Below are 19,304 nucleotides of genomic sequence, written 5' to 3' on the forward strand. Positions count from 1 at the left end.
ACATTGACCGAGTGCAGCCTGAAGAGCCGCATACCCTCTGCCTGATGTACTGAGTTCAAAATGTGATTAACAGGGCCTGTCAGATCAAAATCAAAAGCAGAGCACGGCGGCCTGGTAGCCGACTTGAGTGGTAGAAGCGAAAGCAGAGCAAAACAGGGCAGAGCGACACTACTGCTACCTGATGTAATGAGATCCAAACGTGGGAGCGAGATCTGCTTCAGTAGCCAGGGCGGCTGTGAGGCCGTCGTGCTCGGCTTTTGATTTGTTTTTGATTTTAGTTTTAGGCGGCCCGCGCCGTAAGGGCGGAACCCCTATCAGCCACAACCCAAATAATGGATAGGCCCAAGGTCACCCGCCAACACCGGCGGGCACCAAAAACGCCGCCTCCAACAACTGCCGTGTGTAAGCATGCTGGGGGTCAGCAAAAATCGCCGATGCCTCTCCCTGTTCCACCACCTGTCCATGCTTGACCACCATCAGTTGGTGACTCAGGGCCTTTACCACCGCCAAGTCATGGCTGATAAACAGATACGTCAAGTTGTACTTGGCCTGCAAACTGCGCAGCAACTCCACCACCTGGCGCTGCACCGTGCGATCCAGTGCTGACGTCGGTTCATCCAGCAAAATCAGGCGTGGCTTGAGGACCAACGCGCGGGCGATGGCGATGCGTTGCCGTTGGCCGCCGGAGAACTCGTGCGGGTAGCGATGCCGCGCGTCCGGGTCCAGGCCGACCTCCTTGAGCGCCGCAATAATCGCCGCTTCCTGCTCCACCGGCGTACCCATCTTGTGAATGCGCAAACCTTCGCCAACAATCTCGCTGACGCTCATGCGCGGGCTCAAGCTGCCGAACGGGTCCTGAAACACCACCTGCATTTCCCGACGCAACGGGCGCACCTGTTGCTGGGTAAGCCGGTCCAGTTGCTGGCCCTCAAAGCGAATCCCGCCTGTGCTTGCGATCAAGCGCAAAATCGCCAGGCCCAGGGTGGATTTACCCGAGCCGCTTTCGCCGACAATGCCCAGGGTCTGGCCCTGGGGCAGGCTGAAATTGATGCCGTCCACCGCCTTGACGTAATCGACGGTGTTACGCAAAAAGCCTTTCTTGATCGGAAACCACACCTTCAGGTCATCGACTTCCAGCAGCGGCGGCCCCACCTCATTGGTGGCCGGCCCGCCGCTGGGCTCCGCCGCCAACAGCTCCTGGGTATAAGGATGCTGCGGCGACTGGAACAGCGTCTCGCACTCCGCCTGTTCAACGATGCAGCCCTGTTGCATCACGCATACACGGTGGGCGATGCGTCGCACCAGGTTCAGGTCGTGGCTGATCAGCAGCAACGCCATGCCCAGCCGTGCCTGCAACTCTTTGAGCAGCTCGAGAATCTTCAACTGCACCGTCACGTCGAGGGCCGTGGTCGGCTCGTCGGCGATCAGCAACTCGGGCTCGTTGGCCAATGCCATGGCGATCATCACCCGCTGGCGCTGGCCGCCGGACAGTTCGTGGGGCAGGGCCTTGAGGCGTTTGTGCGGTTCGGGAATACCCACCAGCTCCAGCAATTCCAGGGTGCGTTGGGTCGCGACCTTGCCCGTGAGCCCCTTGTGCAGGCCGAGCACTTCGTTGATCTGCTTCTCGATGCAGTGCAGCGGGTTCAACGAGGTCATCGGCTCCTGGAAAATCATCGCAATGCGGTTACCGCGAATATGCCGGATGGTTTTTTCTTTGAGCGTCAGCAGGTCTTGCCCGGAATAGTTGATGGTGCCGGCCGGGTGCCGTGCCAGCGGGTAAGGCAGCAGGCGCAGGATCGAGTGGGCGGTCACCGACTTGCCCGAGCCGCTTTCGCCGACCAGGGCCAGGGTTTCGCCGCGCTTGATATCGAAGCTGACGTTGTTGACCACGCGGTGGTGATGGTCGCCGGTGACGAACTCGACGCAGAGGTCGCGGACTTCGATCAGATTGTCCTGATTCATCTCATTTCCTCGGGTCGAAGGCATCGCGCGCGGACTCGCCGATAAACACCAGCAAACTCAGCATGATCGCCAGCACGGCAAAGGCACTCATGCCCAGCCACGGCGCTTGCAGGTTGGATTTACCCTGGGCCACCAGTTCACCCAACGACGGTGAGCCGGCCGGCAGGCCGAAGCCGAGAAAGTCCAGGGCGGTGAGGGTGCCAATGGCGCCAGTGAGGATGAACGGCATAAAGGTCATGGTCGAGACCATCGCATTGGGCAGGATATGCCGGAACATGATTGCGCCGTTCTGCATGCCCAGCGCGCGCGCTGCGCGCACGTATTCAAGGTTGCGCCCGCGCAGGAACTCGGCGCGCACCACGTCCACCAGGCTCATCCAGGAAAACAGCAGCATGATCCCCAGCAGCCACCAAAAATTGGGCTGCACAAAGCTGGCGAGAATGATCAGCAGGTACAGCACCGGCAAACCCGACCAGATCTCCAGGAAGCGCTGCCCGGCCAGGTCGACCCAGCCGCCATAGAAACCCTGCAAGGCCCCGGCGACCACGCCGATGATCGAGCTGAGCACCGTCAGCGTGAGGGCAAACAGCACTGACACACGAAACCCATAGATCACCCGCGCCAGCACATCACGGCCCTGGTCGTCGGTGCCCAGCAGGTTGACCGAGGAGGGCGGCGCGGGGGCCGGCACCTTCAGGTCGTAGTTGATGCTCTGGTAGCTGAACGGGATCGGCGCCCACAGCGTCCAGGCATCCTTGGCCTTGAGCAGTTCCTGGATATACGGGCTCTTGTAGTTGGCCTCCAACGGGAACTCGCCGCCGAAGGTGGTCTCCGGGTAGCGTTTGAGCGCCGGGAAGTACCAGTCACCGTCGAAGTGCACGGCCAACGGCTTGTCGTTGGCGATCAACTCTGCGCCCAGGCTCAGCACGAACAGGACCAGGAACAGCCACAGCGACCACCAGCCACGTTTATTGGCTTTGAAACGCTCGAATCGGCGGCGATTGAGGGGGGATAGATTCATCTCAATGCTCCCGGCTGGCAAAGTCGATACGCGGATCGACCAAGGTGTAGGTGAGGTCACCGATCAGTTTCACCACCAGCCCCAGCAGGGTGAAGATAAACAGCGTGCCGAACACCACCGGGTAGTCACGGTTGATCGCGGCTTCAAAACTCATCAGGCCCAGGCCGTCGAGAGAGAAGATCACTTCCACCAGCAACGAGCCGGTGAAGAAAATCCCGATAAACGCCGAAGGGAAACCGGCGATGACCAGCAGCATGGCGTTGCGAAACACATGGCCATACAGCACACGGTGGTTGGTCAGGCCCTTGGCTTTGGCGGTGACCACATACTGTTTGTTGATTTCGTCGAGGAAGCTGTTTTTGGTCAGCAGCGTCATCGTCGCGAAGTTGCCGATCACCAGTGCGGTGACGGGCAAGGCCAGGTGCCAGAAGTAATCGAGAATCTTGCCGCCCCAGCTCAGCTCGTCAAAATTATTCGAGGTGAGCCCGCGCAAGGGGAACCAGTCGAGGTAACTCCCGCCGGCAAACACCACGATCAGCAGGATCGCAAACAGGAATGCCGGGATCGCGTAGCCGACGATGATCGCCGAGCTGGTCCACACGTCGAAGTGGCTGCCGTGTCGTGTGGCTTTGGCGATCCCCAGGGGGATCGACACCAGGTACATGATCAGCGTGCTCCATAACCCGAGGGAGATGGACACCGGCATCTTTTCCTTGATCAGGTCGATGACCTTGGCATCGCGAAAGAAGCTGTCGCCGAAATCCAGCCTTGCGTAATTCTTGACCATGATCCACAGGCGTTCCGGCGCCGACTTGTCGAAGCCGTACATCTTCTCGATTTCCTTGATCAGCGCCGGGTCCAGGCCCTGGGCGCCGCGGTAGCTGGAGCCGGCCACCGAGACCTCGGCACCGCCCCCGGCAATGCGGCTGGTGGCGCCGTCAAAGCCTTCGAGCTTGGCGATCATCTGCTCCACCGGGCCACCGGGAGCGGCCTGGATGATGATGAAGTTGATCAGCAAAATCCCGAACAGCGTGGGGATGATCAGCAACAGGCGGCGAACAATATAGGCCAGCATTTAATCGCCTCCGCTCGCCGGATCGGCGCTGTGTGGGGTGTCCAGGGTGACGGCCGGTTTGACCTCGGGTTTGGCCCACCAGGTGGCCGTGCCCACGTCGTAGCGTGGCGGGGTCTTGGGGTGGCCGAGGTGGTCCCAGTACGCGACGCGGTAGGTCTTGATGTGCCAGTTGGGAATCACGTAGTAGCCGAACTGCAACGCGCGGTCCAGCGCTTTGGCGTGGTCCACCAGGCTTTGGCGTGAGCTGGCGTCGATCAACGCTTCCACCAGTTGGTCGATGACCGGGTCCTTGAGGCCCATGTAGTTGCGACTGCCGGGCTTGTCGGCGCTGGACGACGACCAGAATTCGCGCTGTTCGTTACCCGGTGATGTCGATTGCGGGAAGCTGCCTACCAGCATGTCGAAGTCCCGCGAACGCAGGCGGTTGATGTACTGCGAAACGTCGACGCGGCGAATCACCAGGTTGATGCCAAGGTCGGCCAGGTTGCGCTTGAACGGCAGCAGTACCCGTTCGAAGTCGGTCTGGGCCAGCAGGAACTCGATGTTCACGGGTTTGCCGGTGGTGTCGACCATCTTGTCGTCGACGATCTTCCAGCCGGCCTCTTGCAACAACTGGTAGGCCTCGCGCTGCTGGTTGCGGATCATGCCGCTGCCGTCGGTTTTGGCAGGCTCAAAGGCCTGGGTAAAGACTTCGGCGGGGAGCTTGTCGCGGAACGGTGCCAGGATTGCCGTTTCATCCGGGCCGGGCAAGCCGGTAGCGGCCATTTCCGAGTTCTCGAAGTAGCTGCGGGTGCGGGTGTAGGCGCCATTGAACAGCTGTTTGTTGCTCCACTCGAAATCCAGCAACAGGCTGATGGCTTTGCGTACCCGCACATCCTGGAACATCGGTTTGCGCGTGTTGAACACAAAACCCTGCATGCCGGTGGGGTTGCCGTTGGGGATTTCTTCCTTGATCAGTCGCCCCTGAGCCACGGCCGGAATGTTGTAGGCGTTGGCCCAGTTCTTCGCGCTGAATTCCAGCCAGTAGTCGAACTGCCCGGCCTTCAAGGCTTCCAGGGCTACGGTGCCGTCACGGTAATAGTCAGTAATACGGGTGTCGAAGTTGTAGAAACCCTGGGTCATCGGCAAGTCCTTGGCCCAGTAGTCCTTGACCCGCTCGTAGCGCACCATGCGCCCGGGCTTGACCTCGGCGACTTTGTACGGCCCGCTGCCGAGCGGTATTTCCAGGTTGCCCTTGGCAAAGTCGCGGGTCGCCCACCAATGTTTGGGTAATACCGGCAGCTGCCCAAGGATCAGCGGCAATTCGCGGTTATTGGTGCGCTTGAACTTGAACAGCACGCGCAGCGGGTCTTCGGCCACCACTTCGTCGACGTCGGCGTAATAGGTGCGGTAGAGCGGCGAGCCGTCTTTGATCAGCGCCTGGAAAGTGAACACCACGTCTTCGGCGCGGATCGGGTGACCATCGTTAAAGCGCGCTTCGGGGCGCAGGTAGAAGCGTACCCAACTGTTGTCCGGTGCCTTTTCGATCTTGCCGGCCACCAGCCCGTATTCAGTGATGGGCTCGTCCAGGCTTTGCATGGCCAGGGTGTCGTAGATCAGCGGCAGGTTGTCCGCCGGCACGCCCTTGCTGATGTAGGGGTTAAGGCTGTCGAAGCCGCCCATGGCCGACTCGCGGAAGGTACCGCCCTTGGGGGCGTCGGGGTTTACGTAGTCGAAATGTTTAAAGTCGGCGGGGTACTTGGGGGGTTCGTTGTAAAGGGTCAACGCATGTTGCGGCGCGGCGTTGGCCGCGGAGCACAGCAGCAGACTGGTGAGCAATGCGTTGCGCAAAGACATCATTGGGCTTTCTCCGAAGCTTTCAGCCACCATGCGCTCAGGCCCAGGCTGTAGGGCGGCGTGGTGACAAAGGCGAACCGGTTGCGGTACGCCAGGCGATGATAGTTGAGGTACCAGTTGGGGATACTGTAGTGCTGCCACAGCAGCACCCGGTCCAAGGCGCGGCCGGCGGCCAATTGTTCTTCGCGGGTCTGCGCCGCCAGCAGTTGGTCCAGCAGGTGGTCCACCACCGGGTTGGCGATGCCTGCGTAGTTCTTGCTGCCCTTGATCGCCGCCTGGCTGGAGTGGAAGTACTGCCACTGTTCAAGGCCGGGGCTCAAGGTCTGGTTGAGGGTGACCAGGACCATGTCGAAGTCGAACTGATCGAGGCGCTGCTTGTATTGCGCCCGGTCCACGGTACGCAAGCGTGCGTCGATGCCGATGCTGATCAGGTTCTCGACATACGGCTGCAGGATGCGTTCCAGGTTCGGGTTCACCAGCAGGATTTCCAAGCGCAGCGGCTGCCCTTTGCTGTCCAGCAGGCGCTGGCCCGACAGTTTCCAGCCGGCCTCGCCGAGCAGGGCCAGGGCGCGGCGCAGGGTGTCGCGCGGGATGCCACGACCGTCGGTCTGCGGCAGACTGAAGGCTTGTGTAAACAGGTTGGCCGGCAACTGGTCACGGTACGGCGAAAGCATCAGCCACTCGTGACCCACCGGCACGCCGGTCGCGGAAAATTCGCTGTTGGGGTAGTAGCTCACGGAGCGTTTGTAGGCGCTGCTGAACAGGGTACGGTTGGTCCACTCAAAGTCGAACATCAGCCCCAGCGCCTCGCGCACCTTGGCCTGGGCGAAGGTCGGGCGTCGGGTGTTCATGAACAGACCCTGGCTCTGGGTCGGGATCTGGTGGGCAATTTGCGCCTTGATCACATCGCCTCGGTTGACCGCCGGGAAGTTATAGCCTGTGGCCCAGTTCTTGGCCTGGTGTTCGATGTAGATGTCGAACTCGCCGGCCTTGAAGGCTTCAAAGGCCACGTCGCTGTCGCGGTAGAACTCGACTTCGACCTTGTCGTAATTGTAGAAGCCCTGGTTGACCGGCAGGTCTTTGCCCCAGTAATCCTTGACCCGCTCGAACACCAGTTGCCGGCCTGGGGTGACTTTGGTGATGCGATACGGCCCGCTGCCCAGCGGTGGTTCGAACGTGGTGGCCTTGAAATCGCGGTTCTTCCAGTAATGCTGGGGCAATACTGGCAACTCGCCCAGGCGCAGGATCAGCAATGGGTTGCCGGCGCGCTTGAACACGAAACGGATGCGATGACGGTTGAGGATGTCGACCCGCGCCACCTCTTGAAGGTTGGTGCGGTACTGCGGGTGGCCTTCGGTCAATAGCGTGCGATAGGAAAATGCCACGTCATAGGCGGTGATGGGTTTGCCATCGTGGAAGCGCGCTTCCGGGCGCAGGTTGAACACCACCCAACTGCGGTCTTCGCTGTATTCCACCGACTGGGCAATCAGCCCGTAGCTGGAGGTCGGTTCGTCGCCGGACGGCGCGTACTGGCCGGTGCCGACCATCAGCGGCTCGTTCAGCTCATTGACGCCGTATTGCAGGAAGTTGGGGGTGGAAACCGGGCTTGAGCCCTTGAAGGTGTAAGGGTTGAGGGTGTCGAACGTGCCAAATGCCATGACCCGCAATGTCCCGCCTTTTGGCGCTGCAGGGTTTACCCAATCGAAGTGGGTGAATTTGGCCGGGTACTTGAGCACGCCGAACTGCGTATAACCGTGGCTCTCGGTAATCGTCGCGTTCGCAGCAAAGCTCAAGGCCAGACTTATTAGTAGAAGGAGGGGACGCTTCAAGTCAGAGATCCGATCCAGGCGGCTTGGGCTTTATGATCGGTACAGTAACAGCTTGTTCCGGTTGGAAAAAGGTTGTTTCAGAGGCTGACCGAGGGCTGGCAAGGTCTTGAGCCTGGGGTCAATCAAATGTGGGAGCTGGCTTGCCTGCGATAGCATCGGCTCGGTGTCACTGATACACCGAGGTGTTTGCATCGCAGGCAAGCCAGCTCCCACACAAACCTGCCCATGCATTGAGTTTGCCTTAGCGCGGCCCGGAAACCACCAGCATCTGCCCCGGCTTCAGCGCCTGGCCAGTACGCGGGTTCCAGCGCTTGAGATGTTGCATCTCAACGTTGAAGCGCTTGGCGACGATGTACAGCGAGTCGCCTTTCTTGACCTTGTATTGCACTGGCTTCTTGCTGTCAGCCTTGGCCACCAGCTTGCGCGTGTCCTGCATCACCAGGGTCTGGCCGACCTTGAGGGCTTGCCCATTGAGCTTGTTCCAGCGCTGCAGGTCATGCACATCGACCTTGTTCGCCTTGGCGATCAGCGTGAGGTTGTCGCCCGTGCGCACTTTGTAGTTGCGAGTGCGCCCGGCAACCCGCGTGGTCTCAACTTCGTCGAACACCTGCTTTTTCGGGCGCATCGCCAGCAATTCTTCCGGCTTCATCGTCGAAAGGGTGCTGGTAAGCAGTTGCGCCTTGGAGCTCGGTACGAGCAAATGCTGGGGGCCGTCGAGGGTGGTGCGTTGTTTCAAGGCCGGGTTGAGCTGGAACAGTTCGTCTTCGTCGATCTCAGCCAGCGCGGCGACCCGGGACAGGTCCATGCTTTGCTTGACTTCAACCACTTCGAAGTAGGGCGTGTTGGCAATCGGATTCAGGTTGACGCCGTAGGCCTCGGGGGCCAGTACCACCTGGGACAGCGCCAGGAACTTGGGCACGTAGTCCTTGGTTTCCTGGGGCAGGGGCAGGTTCCAGTAGTCGGTAGGCAGGCCGAGTTTTTCGTTGCGCTCGATGGCCCGGCTGACCGTGCCTTCACCGGCGTTGTACGCCGCCAGGGCCAGCAACCAGTCGCCGTTGAACATGTCATGCAGACGTGTCAGATAGTCCAGGGCGGCGGTGGTGGAGGCAGTGATATCGCGGCGGCCGTCGTAGGCACGGGTCTGGCGCAGGTTGAAGTAGCGCCCGGTGGAGGGAATGAACTGCCACAGACCGACCGCATCGCTGCGCGAATAGGCCATTGGGTTGTAGGCACTTTCAATCACTGGCAGCAGGGCCAGCTCCAGGGGCATGTTGCGTTCTTCAAGCCGTTCGACGATGTAATGAATGTAGAGGCTGCCGCGTTCTCCGGCGTTCTCCAGGAAGGAAGGGTTACTGGCGAACCACAAACGCTGTTGCTCGATGCGCGGGTTGACGCCCAGGCCGTCCTGCAATTGAAAGCCCCGTCGCATGCGTTCCCAGACATCCTGGGGTACTTCGGGGCTGGGCTTCTCTGAGAGCCAAATAGGTTTTTGCTTGATCTTGGCGGCAAGATTGGGTTTGGGTTGCACGGTGGATTGTGCAGCGAAATTTGTCGATTGGCAGCCCGCCAGAGTCGCGGACACAGCCACCGCCACGGCTTGAGCCAGGCGGGTCAATGCGTCTGAAGAGATGGATTTACGAATAGATGACGACATTGGCTGGAAGTAAGTTCCGGGCAAAAATGTCGGGCGATTCTAGAAAGCGCTTTGGTTCCGGTCAACCATTCAGAAATTCCGTATCAGATTGCATCCTGTTAGAACTTATCTTTCCATGCCCTCAAGCTAGCAAACACCTCGGCCCCAGAGCGGTTGTCACGACCGTTCCGTTCGTCCGCTTTTTGTTTAACGGATGTTTCGGCGGTACGTAGAAAAGGGTTAGTACGTTTTTCCAGGGCCAGATTGGACGGCAGCGTCATCTCGCCACGGGTCCGCAACTGCTTGACGGTTTCCACGCGTTCGGCGATATCGGGATTGTTCGGTTCCACGGCCTGGGCAAATTTGAGGTTGCTTTGTGTGTACTCGTGGGTGCAGTACACCAGGGTGTCGTCGGGGAGAGCGGCCAGGCGTTGCAGTGAGGTGTGCATTTGTTCCGGCGTGCCTTCGAACAGGCGGCCGCAACCGGCGGCAAACAGGGTGTCGCCACAAAACAGCACGCCCTGATGGTAAAAGGCGATATGGCCCAGGGTGTGCCCCGGCACGCTATAAATATCGAAATCCCAGCCCAGCGCCGTGACGCGGTCGTTATCCGTCAAGGCCACGTCCCGCGCCGGGATATTTTCGCTCGCGGGGCCGTAGACCTTGGCGCCGGTCACATTTTTCAGTTGCTCGACGCCGCCGACATGATCGTGATGATGGTGGGTGATCAGGATGTCGCTGAGGGTCCACTGCGGGTTCTGCTTGAGCCAGGCCAGCACCGGCGCGGCATCGCCGGGGTCGACCACGGCGCAGCGTAGGGTGTGCGGGTCTTGTAACAACCAGATGTAGTTGTCGGTGAACGCGGGGAGTGCACTGATCTGTATCATTCTTCGATTCGCCAAGCTGAACACATTGGTGCATCTTAGAACGTCTAGGCGAGTTGGAGAATGCAATGACTGATAAAGCGTTCGCCCAGGCCGATCCTGAATGGCTGGCCCTGATCAGCGCGGCCCGTGAATGGCTGTCCGGGCCGATCGGGCAATTTCTGCTGGATGAAGAACGGCGCATGCTCGAAGACGAGTTGGGTCGGTTCTTTGGTGGTTACCTGGTGCATTACGGCCCGTCGGCCCAGACGCCGCCTGCCGCGCCGCAGGTGCAACGCAATGTGCGCCTGGGCGCGCCGTTGCCGGGGGTGGAGATTGTCTGCGAGGAACAGGCCTGGCCGTTGAGCGAGCATGCCGCCGATGTGGTGGTGTTGCAGCATGGCCTGGATTTTTGCCTGTCGCCCCACGGTTTGCTGCGCGAAGCCGCGAGCAGTGTGCGCCCGGGTGGCCATTTGCTGATTATCGGCATCAACCCCTGGAGCAGCTGGGGCCTGCGCCATGTGTTCGCCCATGACGGCCTGCGCCAGGCGCGCTGCATCGCGCCGTCACGGGTAGGCGACTGGCTGAACCTGCTGGGCTTTGCGCTGGAGAAACGCCGCTTCGGGTGCTATCGTCCGCCGCTTGCGTCCGCCAAGTGGCAAGGCCGTCTGGCCGGCTGGGAACGCCGGGCGGGTGCGTGGCAGCTGTCGGGCGGCGGCTTCTATTTATTGGTGGCGCGCAAGATTGTGGTCGGGCTGCGGCCGGTGCGTCAGGTGCTACGCCAGCCCATGGGCAAGCTGGTGCCGATGCCGATGGCCAAGGTCAATCGCAAGCAGAGCGAACCGTAAACTCCCTTTTTGATTACCGGCCGAATCTTTCGGCCTCGGGATACTGTCGGTCGATTACCGCCAGCCCGTTTTGATGGATGCAACCGATGACCGATACCGTAGAACTCTTCACCGATGGCGCCTGCAAGGGCAACCCCGGCCCCGGCGGTTGGGGCGCGTTGCTGGTGTGCAAGGGCGTGGAGAAGGAACTGTGGGGCGGCGAAGCCAACACCACCAACAACCGCATGGAGCTGATGGGTGCCATCCGTGGCCTGGAAGAGCTCAAGCGCCGGTGTGACGTGCTGCTGGTGACCGACTCGCAATACGTGATGAAGGGCATCAACGAGTGGATGGTCAACTGGAAAAAGCGCGGCTGGAAAACGGCGGCCAAGGAACCGGTGAAGAATGCCGACCTGTGGCAGCTGCTCGATGAGCAATGCAACCGCCACAACATCACCTGGAAATGGGTGCGCGGGCACATCGGCCATCCTGGCAACGAACGCGCCGACCAACTGGCCAACCGTGGCGTGGATGAAGTACGGGGTTACAAGCAGAGCTGAGGTTTAAAGTACGGCGATGGCCTGTGCCAGCTGCATGTCGCTGAAGGTTTGCTCCGGCAAACGCTCTCGGATATGCATCAGCGCCGACTCCAGGCGCACGCCACGGATCTGGCCATCGCTGGCCACAAACGATTCGGCGTCCTCCCTGGCAGCCTGAACAATCTTGTCATCCTTGAAGGAAGAACTGGTGCCCTTGGTGGCACTCATGGACAGGCTGACCAGGAAGTCGGTCGTCATCACGAAACTGGTGGCGTGCGCCGTGCAGGTGCTGCCTGCCAGCAGCAGGGCACACAGGGTTTTTGACAGGTTCATGGCTCAGCGCAGTCCGCATTCGAGTGGGGTGCGCAGGCTAGCAAGGGCGCCCAGGGCAAACTGCTGCAGCTTTGCTAAAGAGTGTTAAAAACTATAGTGGATCAAGCGCCTTGGGCCAGTCTTGGGCTGCGCAATGCGTGACGTGCTAATATCCCGCCCCTTGAAATACACCACCGTTGAGAGCTGAACCCTGATGGCCATCCGATCTGTTGTACTCGATACCGAAACCACCGGCATGCCGGTGACCGATGGCCACCGGATCATCGAAATCGGTTGTGTCGAGCTGATGGGGCGGCGCCTTACCGGCCGTCACTTTCACGTTTACCTGCAGCCGGACCGGGACAGTGACGAGGGTGCGATCGGCGTCCACGGCATCACCGACGAATTCCTCAAAGGCAAGCCGCGCTTCGCTGAAGTGGCCGACGAGTTTTTCGAATTTATCAATGGCGCCCAGCTGATCATCCATAACGCGGCGTTCGACGTCGGTTTCATCAATAACGAATTTGCCCTGATGGGGCAGAGCGATCGTGCGGATATCTCCCAGCACTGCTCGATCCTCGACACCTTGATGATGGCCCGTGAGCGTCACCCAGGCCAGCGCAACAGCCTGGATGCCTTGTGCAAGCGCTATGGCGTCGACAACTCCGGCCGTGAACTCCACGGCGCCTTGCTCGACTCCGAGATTCTCGCCGACGTTTACCTGACCATGACCGGCGGGCAAACCAGCCTGTCCCTGGCCGGTAATGCCTCCGATGGCACGGGTTCGGCGGAGGGCTCGGGCAATCGTCCTTCGGAAATTCGCCGTTTGCCGGCGGATCGCAAGCCGACCCCCATCATCCGCGCCAGCGAGCAGGATCTGGCTGAGCATGCGGCGCGGTTGGAGGCGATTGCCAAGTCGGCCGGTGCGCCGGCGTTGTGGACGCAACTGACCCAGCAATAGCCTGATTCAACGCGGTTGAAAAATGTGGGAGCTGGCTTGCCTGCGATAGCGGTAGGTTAGTTGATGAATGTGCTGGCTGATACACCGGGTTCGCGAGCAAGCCCGCTTCCACAGTTGATCTCCATCGCCGGAAAAATCTTCATTCGCGTCATCCGCTCCCAGCTTCTACCCTGAATGCATAGCCCTCAGGACTACAAGCGCTCATGTACAAAGACCTGAAGTTCCCTGTTCTTATCGTACATCGCGACATCAAGGCCGACACCGTTGCCGGTGATCGGGTTCGAGGCATCGCCCGCGAGCTGGAACAAGAGGGCTTCAGCATCTTCTCTGCCGTCGACTACGCCGAAGGCCGGCTGGTGGCTTCTACCCATCACGGCCTGGCATGCATGTTGATCGCCGCCGAAGGGGCTGGGGAAAATACCCACTTGCTGCAAAACATGGTCGAGTTAATTCGCCTGGCGCGGGTGAGGGCGCCCAACCTGCCGATCTTTGCTCTGGGCGAGCAGGTCACCCTGGAGAATGCGCCGGCCGATGCCATGAGCGAGCTTAACCAGTTGCGCGGGATTCTTTATTTGTTCGAAGACACCGTGCCGTTTCTTGCCCGGCAAGTCGCTCGCGCCGCACGCACTTACCTGGATGGCTTGTTACCGCCGTTCTTCAAAGCATTGGTGCAGCACACCGCCGATTCCAATTACTCCTGGCACACACCCGGCCATGGTGGTGGTGTGGCTTACCGCAAAAGCCCCGTCGGGCAGGCGTTTCATCAGTTCTTTGGGGAAAATACCCTGCGGTCGGACCTGTCCGTGTCCGTGCCCGAATTGGGCTCACTGCTCGATCACACAGGCCCGCTGGCGGAAGCCGAAGCCCGCGCCGCGCGTAACTTCGGCGCCGATCACACGTTCTTTGTGATCAACGGAACCTCGACGGCCAACAAGATCGTCTGGCATTCCATGGTCGGTCGCGACGACCTGGTGCTGGTGGATCGCAACTGCCACAAGTCGGTGTTGCATTCGATCATCATGACCGGCGCGATCCCGTTGTACCTGTGCCCGGAGCGCAACGAACTGGGGATCATCGGCCCGATCCCCCTGAGCGAATTCAGCCCCGAGTCGATCCAGGCCAAAATCGAAGCCAGCCCTTTGACCCGTGGCCGGCCGCCGAAAGTAAAGATGGCGGTGGTCACCAACTCTACCTATGACGGCCTGTGCTACAACGCCGAGCTGATCAAGCAGCAATTGGGCAACAGTGTCGAGGTCTTGCACTTTGACGAGGCCTGGTACGCCTACGCGGCCTTCCACGAGTTTTTCGCCGGTCGTTATGGCATGGGCACCTCGCGCACCCCGGACAGCCCCCTGGTATTTACCACGCACTCGACGCACAAACTGCTGGCGGCCTTCAGCCAGGCTTCAATGATCCATGTGCAGGACGGCGGCGCGCGCCAACTCGACCGCGACCGTTTCAATGAAGCGTTCATGATGCACATCTCCACCTCGCCGCAATACAGCATCATTGCCTCGCTGGACGTGGCGTCGGCGATGATGGAAGGCCCGGCCGGGCGTTCGCTGTTGCAGGAGATGTTCGACGAGGCCCTGAGCTTCCGGCGCGCACTGGCCAACCTGCGCCAGCATATCGCCGCCGAGGACTGGTGGTTTTCGATCTGGCAACCGCCTTCGGTGGCCGGTATCGACCGGGTGGCCACCGCGGATTGGCTGTTGCACCCTCAGGATGACTGGCATGGCTTTGGGGATGTGGCCGAAGACTACGTGTTGCTGGACCCGATCAAAGTGACGCTGGTGATGCCTGGCCTGAGCGCCGGAGGTGCCTTGAGCGAACGCGGAATTCCTGCGGCGGTCGTCAGCAAATTCCTCTGGGAGCGTGGGTTGGTGGTGGAGAAGACCGGGCTATATTCTTTCCTCGTGTTGTTTTCCATGGGGATCACCAAAGGCAAATGGAGTACCTTGCTCACCGAGTTGCTGGAGTTCAAGCGCAACTACGACGCTAACGTCAGCTTGGCCAGTTGTTTGCCATCGGTGTTTAAACAGGGGCCGGCGCGTTATCAAGGCCTGGGCTTGCGCGACCTGTGCGATCAATTGCACAGTTGTTACCGCAGCAATGCCACGGCCAGGCACCTCAAGCGCATGTACACGGTATTACCGGAAATTGCGATGAAACCCGCCGACGCCTACGATCAGTTGGTGCGGGGTGAAGTCGAAGCTGTTTCCATTGATGCCTTGTCAGGGCGCATCGCAGCCGTGATGCTGGTGCCTTATCCGCCGGGCATTCCGTTGATCATGCCGGGCGAGCGCTTTACCGAGGCGACGCGGTCGATCATCGACTACCTGGTGTTTGCCCGCACATTCGATAGCAGTTTCCCCGGTTTTGTCGCGGATGTTCATGGGTTGCAACACGAAGATGACGGCAATGGCCGTTGTTACACCGTCGATTGCATCAAGGGTTAAGAATGTTTATGCAAGCTGTAATGAACCCGAAGTATCCAGGGCTCAGTGTTCGGGTCGCCGACGAAGGTTTTGATGCCTACGTGTGGGGCAATGATTTCAGCTTTGAGGTCAGCGGCTATGGTGTGCCGGAAATGGGCAGGCGTGTCGACCAATGGGCCGTGGAGCGCATCCTGCCGTACCGCAAGTGTTATGGCATCGACCCGGAAGAGTTCGCCAGTTTTCGCGACGCACCCGACAGCGCGATTTTTATGGCTTACCTGGATGACCGTGCGGTAGGGCATGTCGTGGTCAGCACCAACTGGAACGGTTTTGCCCACGTTGACGAACTGGCGGTGGCCTTGCCTGCGCGGCGGCATGGGGTGGCCAAGGCGCTGCTGGACGTGGCGCAGTTCTGGGCGCGCAAGAAAAACCTGCCGGGCATGATGCTCGAAACCCAGAACAACAACCTCGGCGCCTGCCGCCTGTATGAGCGTTGCGGGTATGTGATGGGCGGGATTGATCAACTGCGTTATCGCGGGATTGATCCGCAAACCCGCGAAGTGGCGATTTTCTGGTACCGGTTGTTCAAGACGGAACTCGAACAGGCTTAGCTTGCCAACAGGCTTTCTGCCTTTTGCGTGACAATTTCCAGCAACGCATTCAGCGCGGGTGACGTCACGCCCTCTTTGAGGGTCAGCGCGTACAGATTAACCATGATCGGCGGCGACACCGGGCACGCATCCAGCCCAGCCTCTGGAGCGCCAAAGGCGGTGAACGGATCGACAATCGCCAGGCCTTCGCCGGCTTCCACCATGCTGCGCATCATCTGGTAGGTCTGCACACGCGTTTGCACCACTGGCAGCGGGCGCAGGGCTTGCAGTTTGGCGTCCAACTGACGGCTGAGCGGGTCATGCCCTTCAAGCCCGATCAACGACTGCCCGGCCAGGTCCTGCAGCGCAATGTACTTTTGCTTGGGTTTCAGCCAGCCATGGGGCGCGAGCAATTGCAGCTTGCCTTGGGCCAGTACGGTGCTGTGGATTTGCGGGTGTTGCGGGTCCTGCAGGCTCAGGCCCACATCGGCTTCGTGCAGCAGCAGGCTCCTGACAATCTCCCGGGTTGGCTGGCTCGACAGGTTGCACGGCGTGTCCTGGAAGCGCCGGCGCAGTACGGCGATGCTTTGCGGTAACAGTTGATTGGCCAGGGGCTGGGTGCACAGGGCACGCAGGGTCGGCGCGTGATGGTGTTTCAAGCGGCTGGCCAGGCGTTGTACCGGTTCCAGTGCTTCATAGAGATGGGCGATTTGTGCCTGCAGCTCCAAGGTCTCTCGCGTCGCTTGCAAACGCCCGCGCACACTGGCAAACAGCATGAAACCCAATTGGAGTTCGGCATCCTTGAGCGTTGCCTCCACATCGCCCACGGGGAGTTGCAACCATTCGGCGGCCGTGCCGAGGTGTCCGGTCTGCAAGATGGCCTGAATCACTTCGATATGACGTAAACGCATCGCCGGAGTCTATGTTCAGTGCGGTGGGGTTTCAATGGCTGGGGAAAAAAGAGCACGAGCATGGCCGGGTGTCGGCTACCGTTAGCGTGTATACAACTGCAACGATCAGGTCATATAAGAACGTATCAGCCGAGGAACAATGGGGAGCCTTACAATGCCAGGACGTACCACAATCGGAAAGATCCCCGGCCAGCGTGGCTTTACGCGTTGGGCGGTGCTGGTGGTGTTGATCATCATTGGCTTGCTGGCCTTTGCGGTGGGGCCACGTTTACTCGGTGAGGTAACCATAACGGAAATTGCCACGGCGAAAGCCCAGGTGGCCGAACTGGGGAAGGCGCTCGAGCAGTTCCATCAAGACATTGGCCGTTACCCCACTGATGAAGAAGGCCTGGAGGCACTGACCACAGCACCCGACGGCGAGGCGAAATGGAAGGGGCCTTATGTGAGCGAAGACCTGCTGGCCGACCCTTGGGGCATTGCCTATCAGTACCACTATCCGCCCACTCAATCCAAAACGCCGTTCGACCTGTTCTCGTTTGGCAAGGACCGCACGCTGGGCGGTGTCGGGGAGAACAAGGATATTACCTACGGCGACAACTGATTCATCTGGCATTACCCATCGACCTGATTAGAATGGCGCATCTGATCATCAACGACCAATGCCGGTTACTCGGCACTTAAAACAAAAACAGGTCCGGTCTCACATGCCTAAACCCTCGATATTCCTCGGGGTAACGGCCAAGCAACTTCTGGTCCTGGTGACCGTTGGGGGCGTGGCTGCTTATCTCTTCAATAATCACGATGAACACACGCCGGAAAATCTCGCCCTTGAGGCGTTTATCCGTTCCCAGGAACAGGTGGGCGAGCAGGTGGGCGCGGTGCTGGAAATTGCGTTGGTCAGGCAGGTGGTTGCCTATCCCGGTTACGGCACGTCGGGCTACAAGCGATCGCTGTATGCCGTCGAAGGGGAGCGGGGGCAATTGATGGTGACGCTCAGGCAAATGGACGGTGAGCAGGGCGTCGAGGTGACGGAAATACGTCGGCCGTGATCACCCAGCCCAGTCAACGCCATCAATGGCCAGGACTGAGCAGGTCGATAAGGCGGGATCTTATGAGGCGAGAACCGTTGGCGATTCGCGGGTGATAACGGTCCCCGACTGGATCAATCTGAATTCTTCGCCGTCCAGTTTCTCTACACGATCGCCAATGGCCAGCTTGTAGGTAGTGGTGGGCGCCGAGCCAGCCGGGTCGCTTTGCGCCGGGTTGGATTCCTGGAACTCATGCACCGAATACACGCGTCCTTCCGCGTCTCTGGCATGGAACTGTCCGACAAGTACTGCAGCCATCTGTTTAGAACCTCTGGAGATAAACACTCGATTTGCGGTTCTGTAGACCGTCATGGAGCGGGGTAGTTTACCTATGGAAAAAAAATACTATTCGTTGATGTTTTCAGACGCTTCCTACGCGAGCTACGGCGAGTCAAACGTCTTGGGGATGATCAAAACCTTCTGGTGAACCCGTCGCGAAGACTCTATAACTACAAGCTCCTTTAGTCAGACGTCGGGAAAACCCCAATGAGCAAGGTCTACACGATTGCCGTCCTGGTCGGCAGCTTGAGAAAAGAGTCGATCAACCGCAAGGTCGCCCTGGCGTTGGCCGAACTGGCCCCTGCCAATCTCAAATTGAACATTGTTGAAATTGGCGATTTGCCGCTCTACAACGAGGACATCGACGGGGCATCACCGCCCGCAGCCTACAGTACTTTCCGTCAGCAGGTACGTTCATCCGACGCGGTGCTGTTCGTGACCCCGGAATACAACCGTTCCGTGCCTGCGCCGTTGAAGAATGCCATCGACGTTGGTTCGCGACCGTACGGGCAAAGCGTCTACAGCGGCAAGCCTGGGGCGATCATCAGTGTGTCGCCGGGGGCGATTGGAGGCTTTGGTGCCAACCATCATCTGCGCCAGTCCCTGGTGTTCCTCGATGTGCCGTGCATGCAGCAGCCGGAAGCGTACCTGGGTGGGGCGGGCAGTGTGTTTGATGAGGCGGGTAAGGTGTCGGAGAAGACCAAGCCGTTCTTGCAGGCGTTTATTGATGCTTATGGGAAATGGGTTGAGAAGCAGTCGGGCTGATCGGGTTGGTTGGGTACATATCCGTTGCTGCGGTAACGGCGGCTTAGGGTTCCGCCCTTACGGCGGGTCACTTTTTTACAAAGCGCCTAAAAAAGTAACCAAAAAACGCTTTGCCCCACCACTCGGTGCCTCGCCTGGGCTCGGCATGCCCGCACTCCGGCTTGAATCCGTGGGCCGCCGCAATGGGCCATCCCTGGCCCAGTGCGGCTAACCCGGCGTCCTGCCGGGTTACCCACGGATTCAAGCCTGCGTTCGGCCATCGTGGTTAACGGGGCCTGTCAGATCAAGATCAACAGCAGAGCACGGCGGCCTGAAAGCCGACCTGAGTGGTTGAAGCAAAAGCAGGGCAACAGCACAGCAACACCACTTTTACCG

Annotated in this window: 18 protein-coding genes; 8 read left to right on the forward strand and 10 right to left on the reverse strand. The window is 59.8% G+C overall.

Features of this window, described 5'->3' with window-relative positions; all coding sequences use genetic code 11:
• Window positions 1-348: 348 nt before the first annotated feature.
• From A7J50_RS12000 to gloB, 7 genes are all read right to left on the reverse strand, one after another.
• Window positions 349-1,962, reverse strand: a complete 1,614-nt coding sequence (locus A7J50_RS12000) for an ABC transporter ATP-binding protein (RefSeq protein WP_064451980.1) — start codon at window positions 1,960-1,962, stop codon at window positions 349-351.
• A 1-nt stretch (window position 1,963) separates the two neighbouring features.
• Window positions 1,964-2,983: an ABC transporter permease gene (locus A7J50_RS12005; RefSeq protein ID WP_064451981.1), complete on the reverse strand. Its 1,020-nt coding sequence runs from the start codon at window positions 2,981-2,983 to the stop codon at window positions 1,964-1,966.
• A gap of 1 nt (window position 2,984) precedes the next feature.
• Complete coding sequence (locus tag A7J50_RS12010; protein WP_064451982.1) at window positions 2,985-4,058, reverse strand: microcin C ABC transporter permease YejB; 1,074 nt, start codon at window positions 4,056-4,058, stop codon at window positions 2,985-2,987.
• Window positions 4,059-5,897 carry an extracellular solute-binding protein gene (locus tag A7J50_RS12015; protein WP_064451983.1) on the reverse strand — a complete coding sequence of 613 codons (1,839 nt, stop codon included), beginning with the start codon at window positions 5,895-5,897 and terminating at the stop codon, window positions 4,059-4,061.
• Window positions 5,894-7,723: an extracellular solute-binding protein gene (locus A7J50_RS12020; RefSeq protein WP_064451984.1), complete on the reverse strand. Its 1,830-nt coding sequence runs from the start codon at window positions 7,721-7,723 to the stop codon at window positions 5,894-5,896. Before A7J50_RS12020 ends, A7J50_RS12015 begins: the two co-directional genes overlap by 4 nt.
• A gap of 241 nt (window positions 7,724-7,964) precedes the next feature.
• On the reverse strand, window positions 7,965-9,377 hold the full coding sequence (locus A7J50_RS12025; protein WP_064451985.1) for a transglycosylase SLT domain-containing protein: 1,413 nt from the start codon (window positions 9,375-9,377) through the stop codon (window positions 7,965-7,967).
• Window positions 9,378-9,475: 98 nt separating this feature from the next.
• Window positions 9,476-10,243, reverse strand: a complete 768-nt coding sequence (gene gloB / locus A7J50_RS12030) for a hydroxyacylglutathione hydrolase (protein WP_064451986.1) — start codon at window positions 10,241-10,243, stop codon at window positions 9,476-9,478.
• Between the two features lie 65 nt (window positions 10,244-10,308).
• Here gloB and A7J50_RS12035 point away from each other — a divergent pair, with 65 nt between their 5' ends.
• Both A7J50_RS12035 and rnhA read left to right on the forward strand, forming a co-directional pair.
• Window positions 10,309-11,067 (forward strand): class I SAM-dependent methyltransferase, encoded by a 759-nt coding sequence (locus tag A7J50_RS12035; protein WP_064451987.1) that lies wholly within the window; start codon window positions 10,309-10,311, stop codon window positions 11,065-11,067.
• A gap of 86 nt (window positions 11,068-11,153) precedes the next feature.
• Window positions 11,154-11,606 (forward strand): ribonuclease HI, encoded by a 453-nt coding sequence (gene rnhA, locus A7J50_RS12040; protein ID WP_003207474.1) that lies wholly within the window; start codon window positions 11,154-11,156, stop codon window positions 11,604-11,606.
• Between the two features lie 3 nt (window positions 11,607-11,609).
• On the opposite strand, the gene A7J50_RS12045 is transcribed toward rnhA, so the two are convergent.
• Window positions 11,610-11,918 carry a DUF2388 domain-containing protein gene (locus tag A7J50_RS12045; protein WP_064451988.1) on the reverse strand — a complete coding sequence of 103 codons (309 nt, stop codon included), beginning with the start codon at window positions 11,916-11,918 and terminating at the stop codon, window positions 11,610-11,612.
• Between the two features lie 199 nt (window positions 11,919-12,117).
• Here A7J50_RS12045 and dnaQ point away from each other — a divergent pair, with 199 nt between their 5' ends.
• The 3 genes from dnaQ to A7J50_RS12060 all read left to right on the forward strand — a co-directional run bounded on the left by dnaQ (window position 12,118) and on the right by A7J50_RS12060 (window position 15,907).
• The gene (dnaQ, locus tag A7J50_RS12050; RefSeq protein WP_167353727.1) at window positions 12,118-12,858 is read left to right on the forward strand and encodes a DNA polymerase III subunit epsilon; all 741 of its coding nucleotides are present in this window, start codon (window positions 12,118-12,120) and stop codon (window positions 12,856-12,858) included.
• A 203-nt stretch (window positions 12,859-13,061) separates the two neighbouring features.
• On the forward strand, window positions 13,062-15,317 hold the full coding sequence (locus A7J50_RS12055; protein ID WP_064451990.1) for an Orn/Lys/Arg decarboxylase N-terminal domain-containing protein: 2,256 nt from the start codon (window positions 13,062-13,064) through the stop codon (window positions 15,315-15,317).
• Window positions 15,318-15,325: 8 nt separating this feature from the next.
• On the forward strand, window positions 15,326-15,907 hold the full coding sequence (locus tag A7J50_RS12060; protein WP_064454914.1) for a GNAT family N-acetyltransferase: 582 nt from the start codon (window positions 15,326-15,328) through the stop codon (window positions 15,905-15,907).
• On the opposite strand, the gene A7J50_RS12065 is transcribed toward A7J50_RS12060, so the two are convergent.
• The gene (locus A7J50_RS12065; protein ID WP_064451991.1) at window positions 15,904-16,797 is read right to left on the reverse strand and encodes a LysR substrate-binding domain-containing protein; all 894 of its coding nucleotides are present in this window, start codon (window positions 16,795-16,797) and stop codon (window positions 15,904-15,906) included. The two genes, A7J50_RS12060 and A7J50_RS12065, sit on opposite strands and share 4 nt — an antisense overlap.
• A gap of 154 nt (window positions 16,798-16,951) precedes the next feature.
• Here A7J50_RS12065 and gspG point away from each other — a divergent pair, with 154 nt between their 5' ends.
• Together gspG and A7J50_RS12075 are read left to right on the forward strand one after the other, a co-directional pair.
• Window positions 16,952-17,398 (forward strand): type II secretion system major pseudopilin GspG, encoded by a 447-nt coding sequence (gene gspG / locus A7J50_RS12070; protein WP_064451992.1) that lies wholly within the window; start codon window positions 16,952-16,954, stop codon window positions 17,396-17,398.
• Window positions 17,399-17,501: 103 nt separating this feature from the next.
• The gene (locus A7J50_RS12075; protein WP_064451993.1) at window positions 17,502-17,846 is read left to right on the forward strand and encodes a hypothetical protein; all 345 of its coding nucleotides are present in this window, start codon (window positions 17,502-17,504) and stop codon (window positions 17,844-17,846) included.
• Window positions 17,847-17,906: 60 nt separating this feature from the next.
• Here the strand turns inward: A7J50_RS12075 and A7J50_RS12080 are convergent, their stop codons facing one another.
• Window positions 17,907-18,143, reverse strand: a complete 237-nt coding sequence (locus tag A7J50_RS12080; RefSeq protein ID WP_064451994.1) for a hypothetical protein — start codon at window positions 18,141-18,143, stop codon at window positions 17,907-17,909.
• A 228-nt stretch (window positions 18,144-18,371) separates the two neighbouring features.
• Here A7J50_RS12080 and A7J50_RS12085 point away from each other — a divergent pair, with 228 nt between their 5' ends.
• Window positions 18,372-18,929 (forward strand): NADPH-dependent FMN reductase, encoded by a 558-nt coding sequence (locus A7J50_RS12085; RefSeq protein ID WP_064451995.1) that lies wholly within the window; start codon window positions 18,372-18,374, stop codon window positions 18,927-18,929.
• The last annotated feature ends 375 nt before the right edge of the window (window positions 18,930-19,304 follow it).

Source organism: Pseudomonas antarctica (assembly GCF_001647715.1).
Lineage (GTDB): Bacteria > Pseudomonadota > Gammaproteobacteria > Pseudomonadales > Pseudomonadaceae > Aquipseudomonas > Aquipseudomonas antarctica_A.

Coding starts and splice junctions, on each gene's coding strand:
- A7J50_RS12000 (WP_064451980.1), bottom strand. CDS start 1,962: ATGAATCAGGACAATCTGATCGAAGTCCGCGACCTCTGCGTCGAGTTC.
- A7J50_RS12005 (WP_064451981.1), bottom strand. CDS start 2,983: ATGAATCTATCCCCCCTCAATCGCCGCCGATTCGAGCGTTTCAAAGCC.
- A7J50_RS12010 (WP_064451982.1), bottom strand. CDS start 4,058: ATGCTGGCCTATATTGTTCGCCGCCTGTTGCTGATCATCCCCACGCTG.
- A7J50_RS12015 (WP_064451983.1), bottom strand. CDS start 5,897: ATGATGTCTTTGCGCAACGCATTGCTCACCAGTCTGCTGCTGTGCTCC.
- A7J50_RS12025 (WP_064451985.1), bottom strand. CDS start 9,377: ATGTCGTCATCTATTCGTAAATCCATCTCTTCAGACGCATTGACCCGC.
- gloB (WP_064451986.1), bottom strand. CDS start 10,243: ATGATACAGATCAGTGCACTCCCCGCGTTCACCGACAACTACATCTGG.
- A7J50_RS12035 (WP_064451987.1), top strand. CDS start 10,309: ATGACTGATAAAGCGTTCGCCCAGGCCGATCCTGAATGGCTGGCCCTG.
- rnhA (WP_003207474.1), top strand. CDS start 11,154: ATGACCGATACCGTAGAACTCTTCACCGATGGCGCCTGCAAGGGCAAC.
- A7J50_RS12045 (WP_064451988.1), bottom strand. CDS start 11,918: ATGAACCTGTCAAAAACCCTGTGTGCCCTGCTGCTGGCAGGCAGCACC.
- A7J50_RS12055 (WP_064451990.1), top strand. CDS start 13,062: ATGTACAAAGACCTGAAGTTCCCTGTTCTTATCGTACATCGCGACATC.
- A7J50_RS12060 (WP_064454914.1), top strand. CDS start 15,326: ATGCAAGCTGTAATGAACCCGAAGTATCCAGGGCTCAGTGTTCGGGTC.
- A7J50_RS12065 (WP_064451991.1), bottom strand. CDS start 16,797: ATGCGTTTACGTCATATCGAAGTGATTCAGGCCATCTTGCAGACCGGA.
- gspG (WP_064451992.1), top strand. CDS start 16,952: ATGCCAGGACGTACCACAATCGGAAAGATCCCCGGCCAGCGTGGCTTT.
- A7J50_RS12075 (WP_064451993.1), top strand. CDS start 17,502: ATGCCTAAACCCTCGATATTCCTCGGGGTAACGGCCAAGCAACTTCTG.
- A7J50_RS12080 (WP_064451994.1), bottom strand. CDS start 18,143: ATGGCTGCAGTACTTGTCGGACAGTTCCATGCCAGAGACGCGGAAGGA.
- A7J50_RS12085 (WP_064451995.1), top strand. CDS start 18,372: ATGAGCAAGGTCTACACGATTGCCGTCCTGGTCGGCAGCTTGAGAAAA.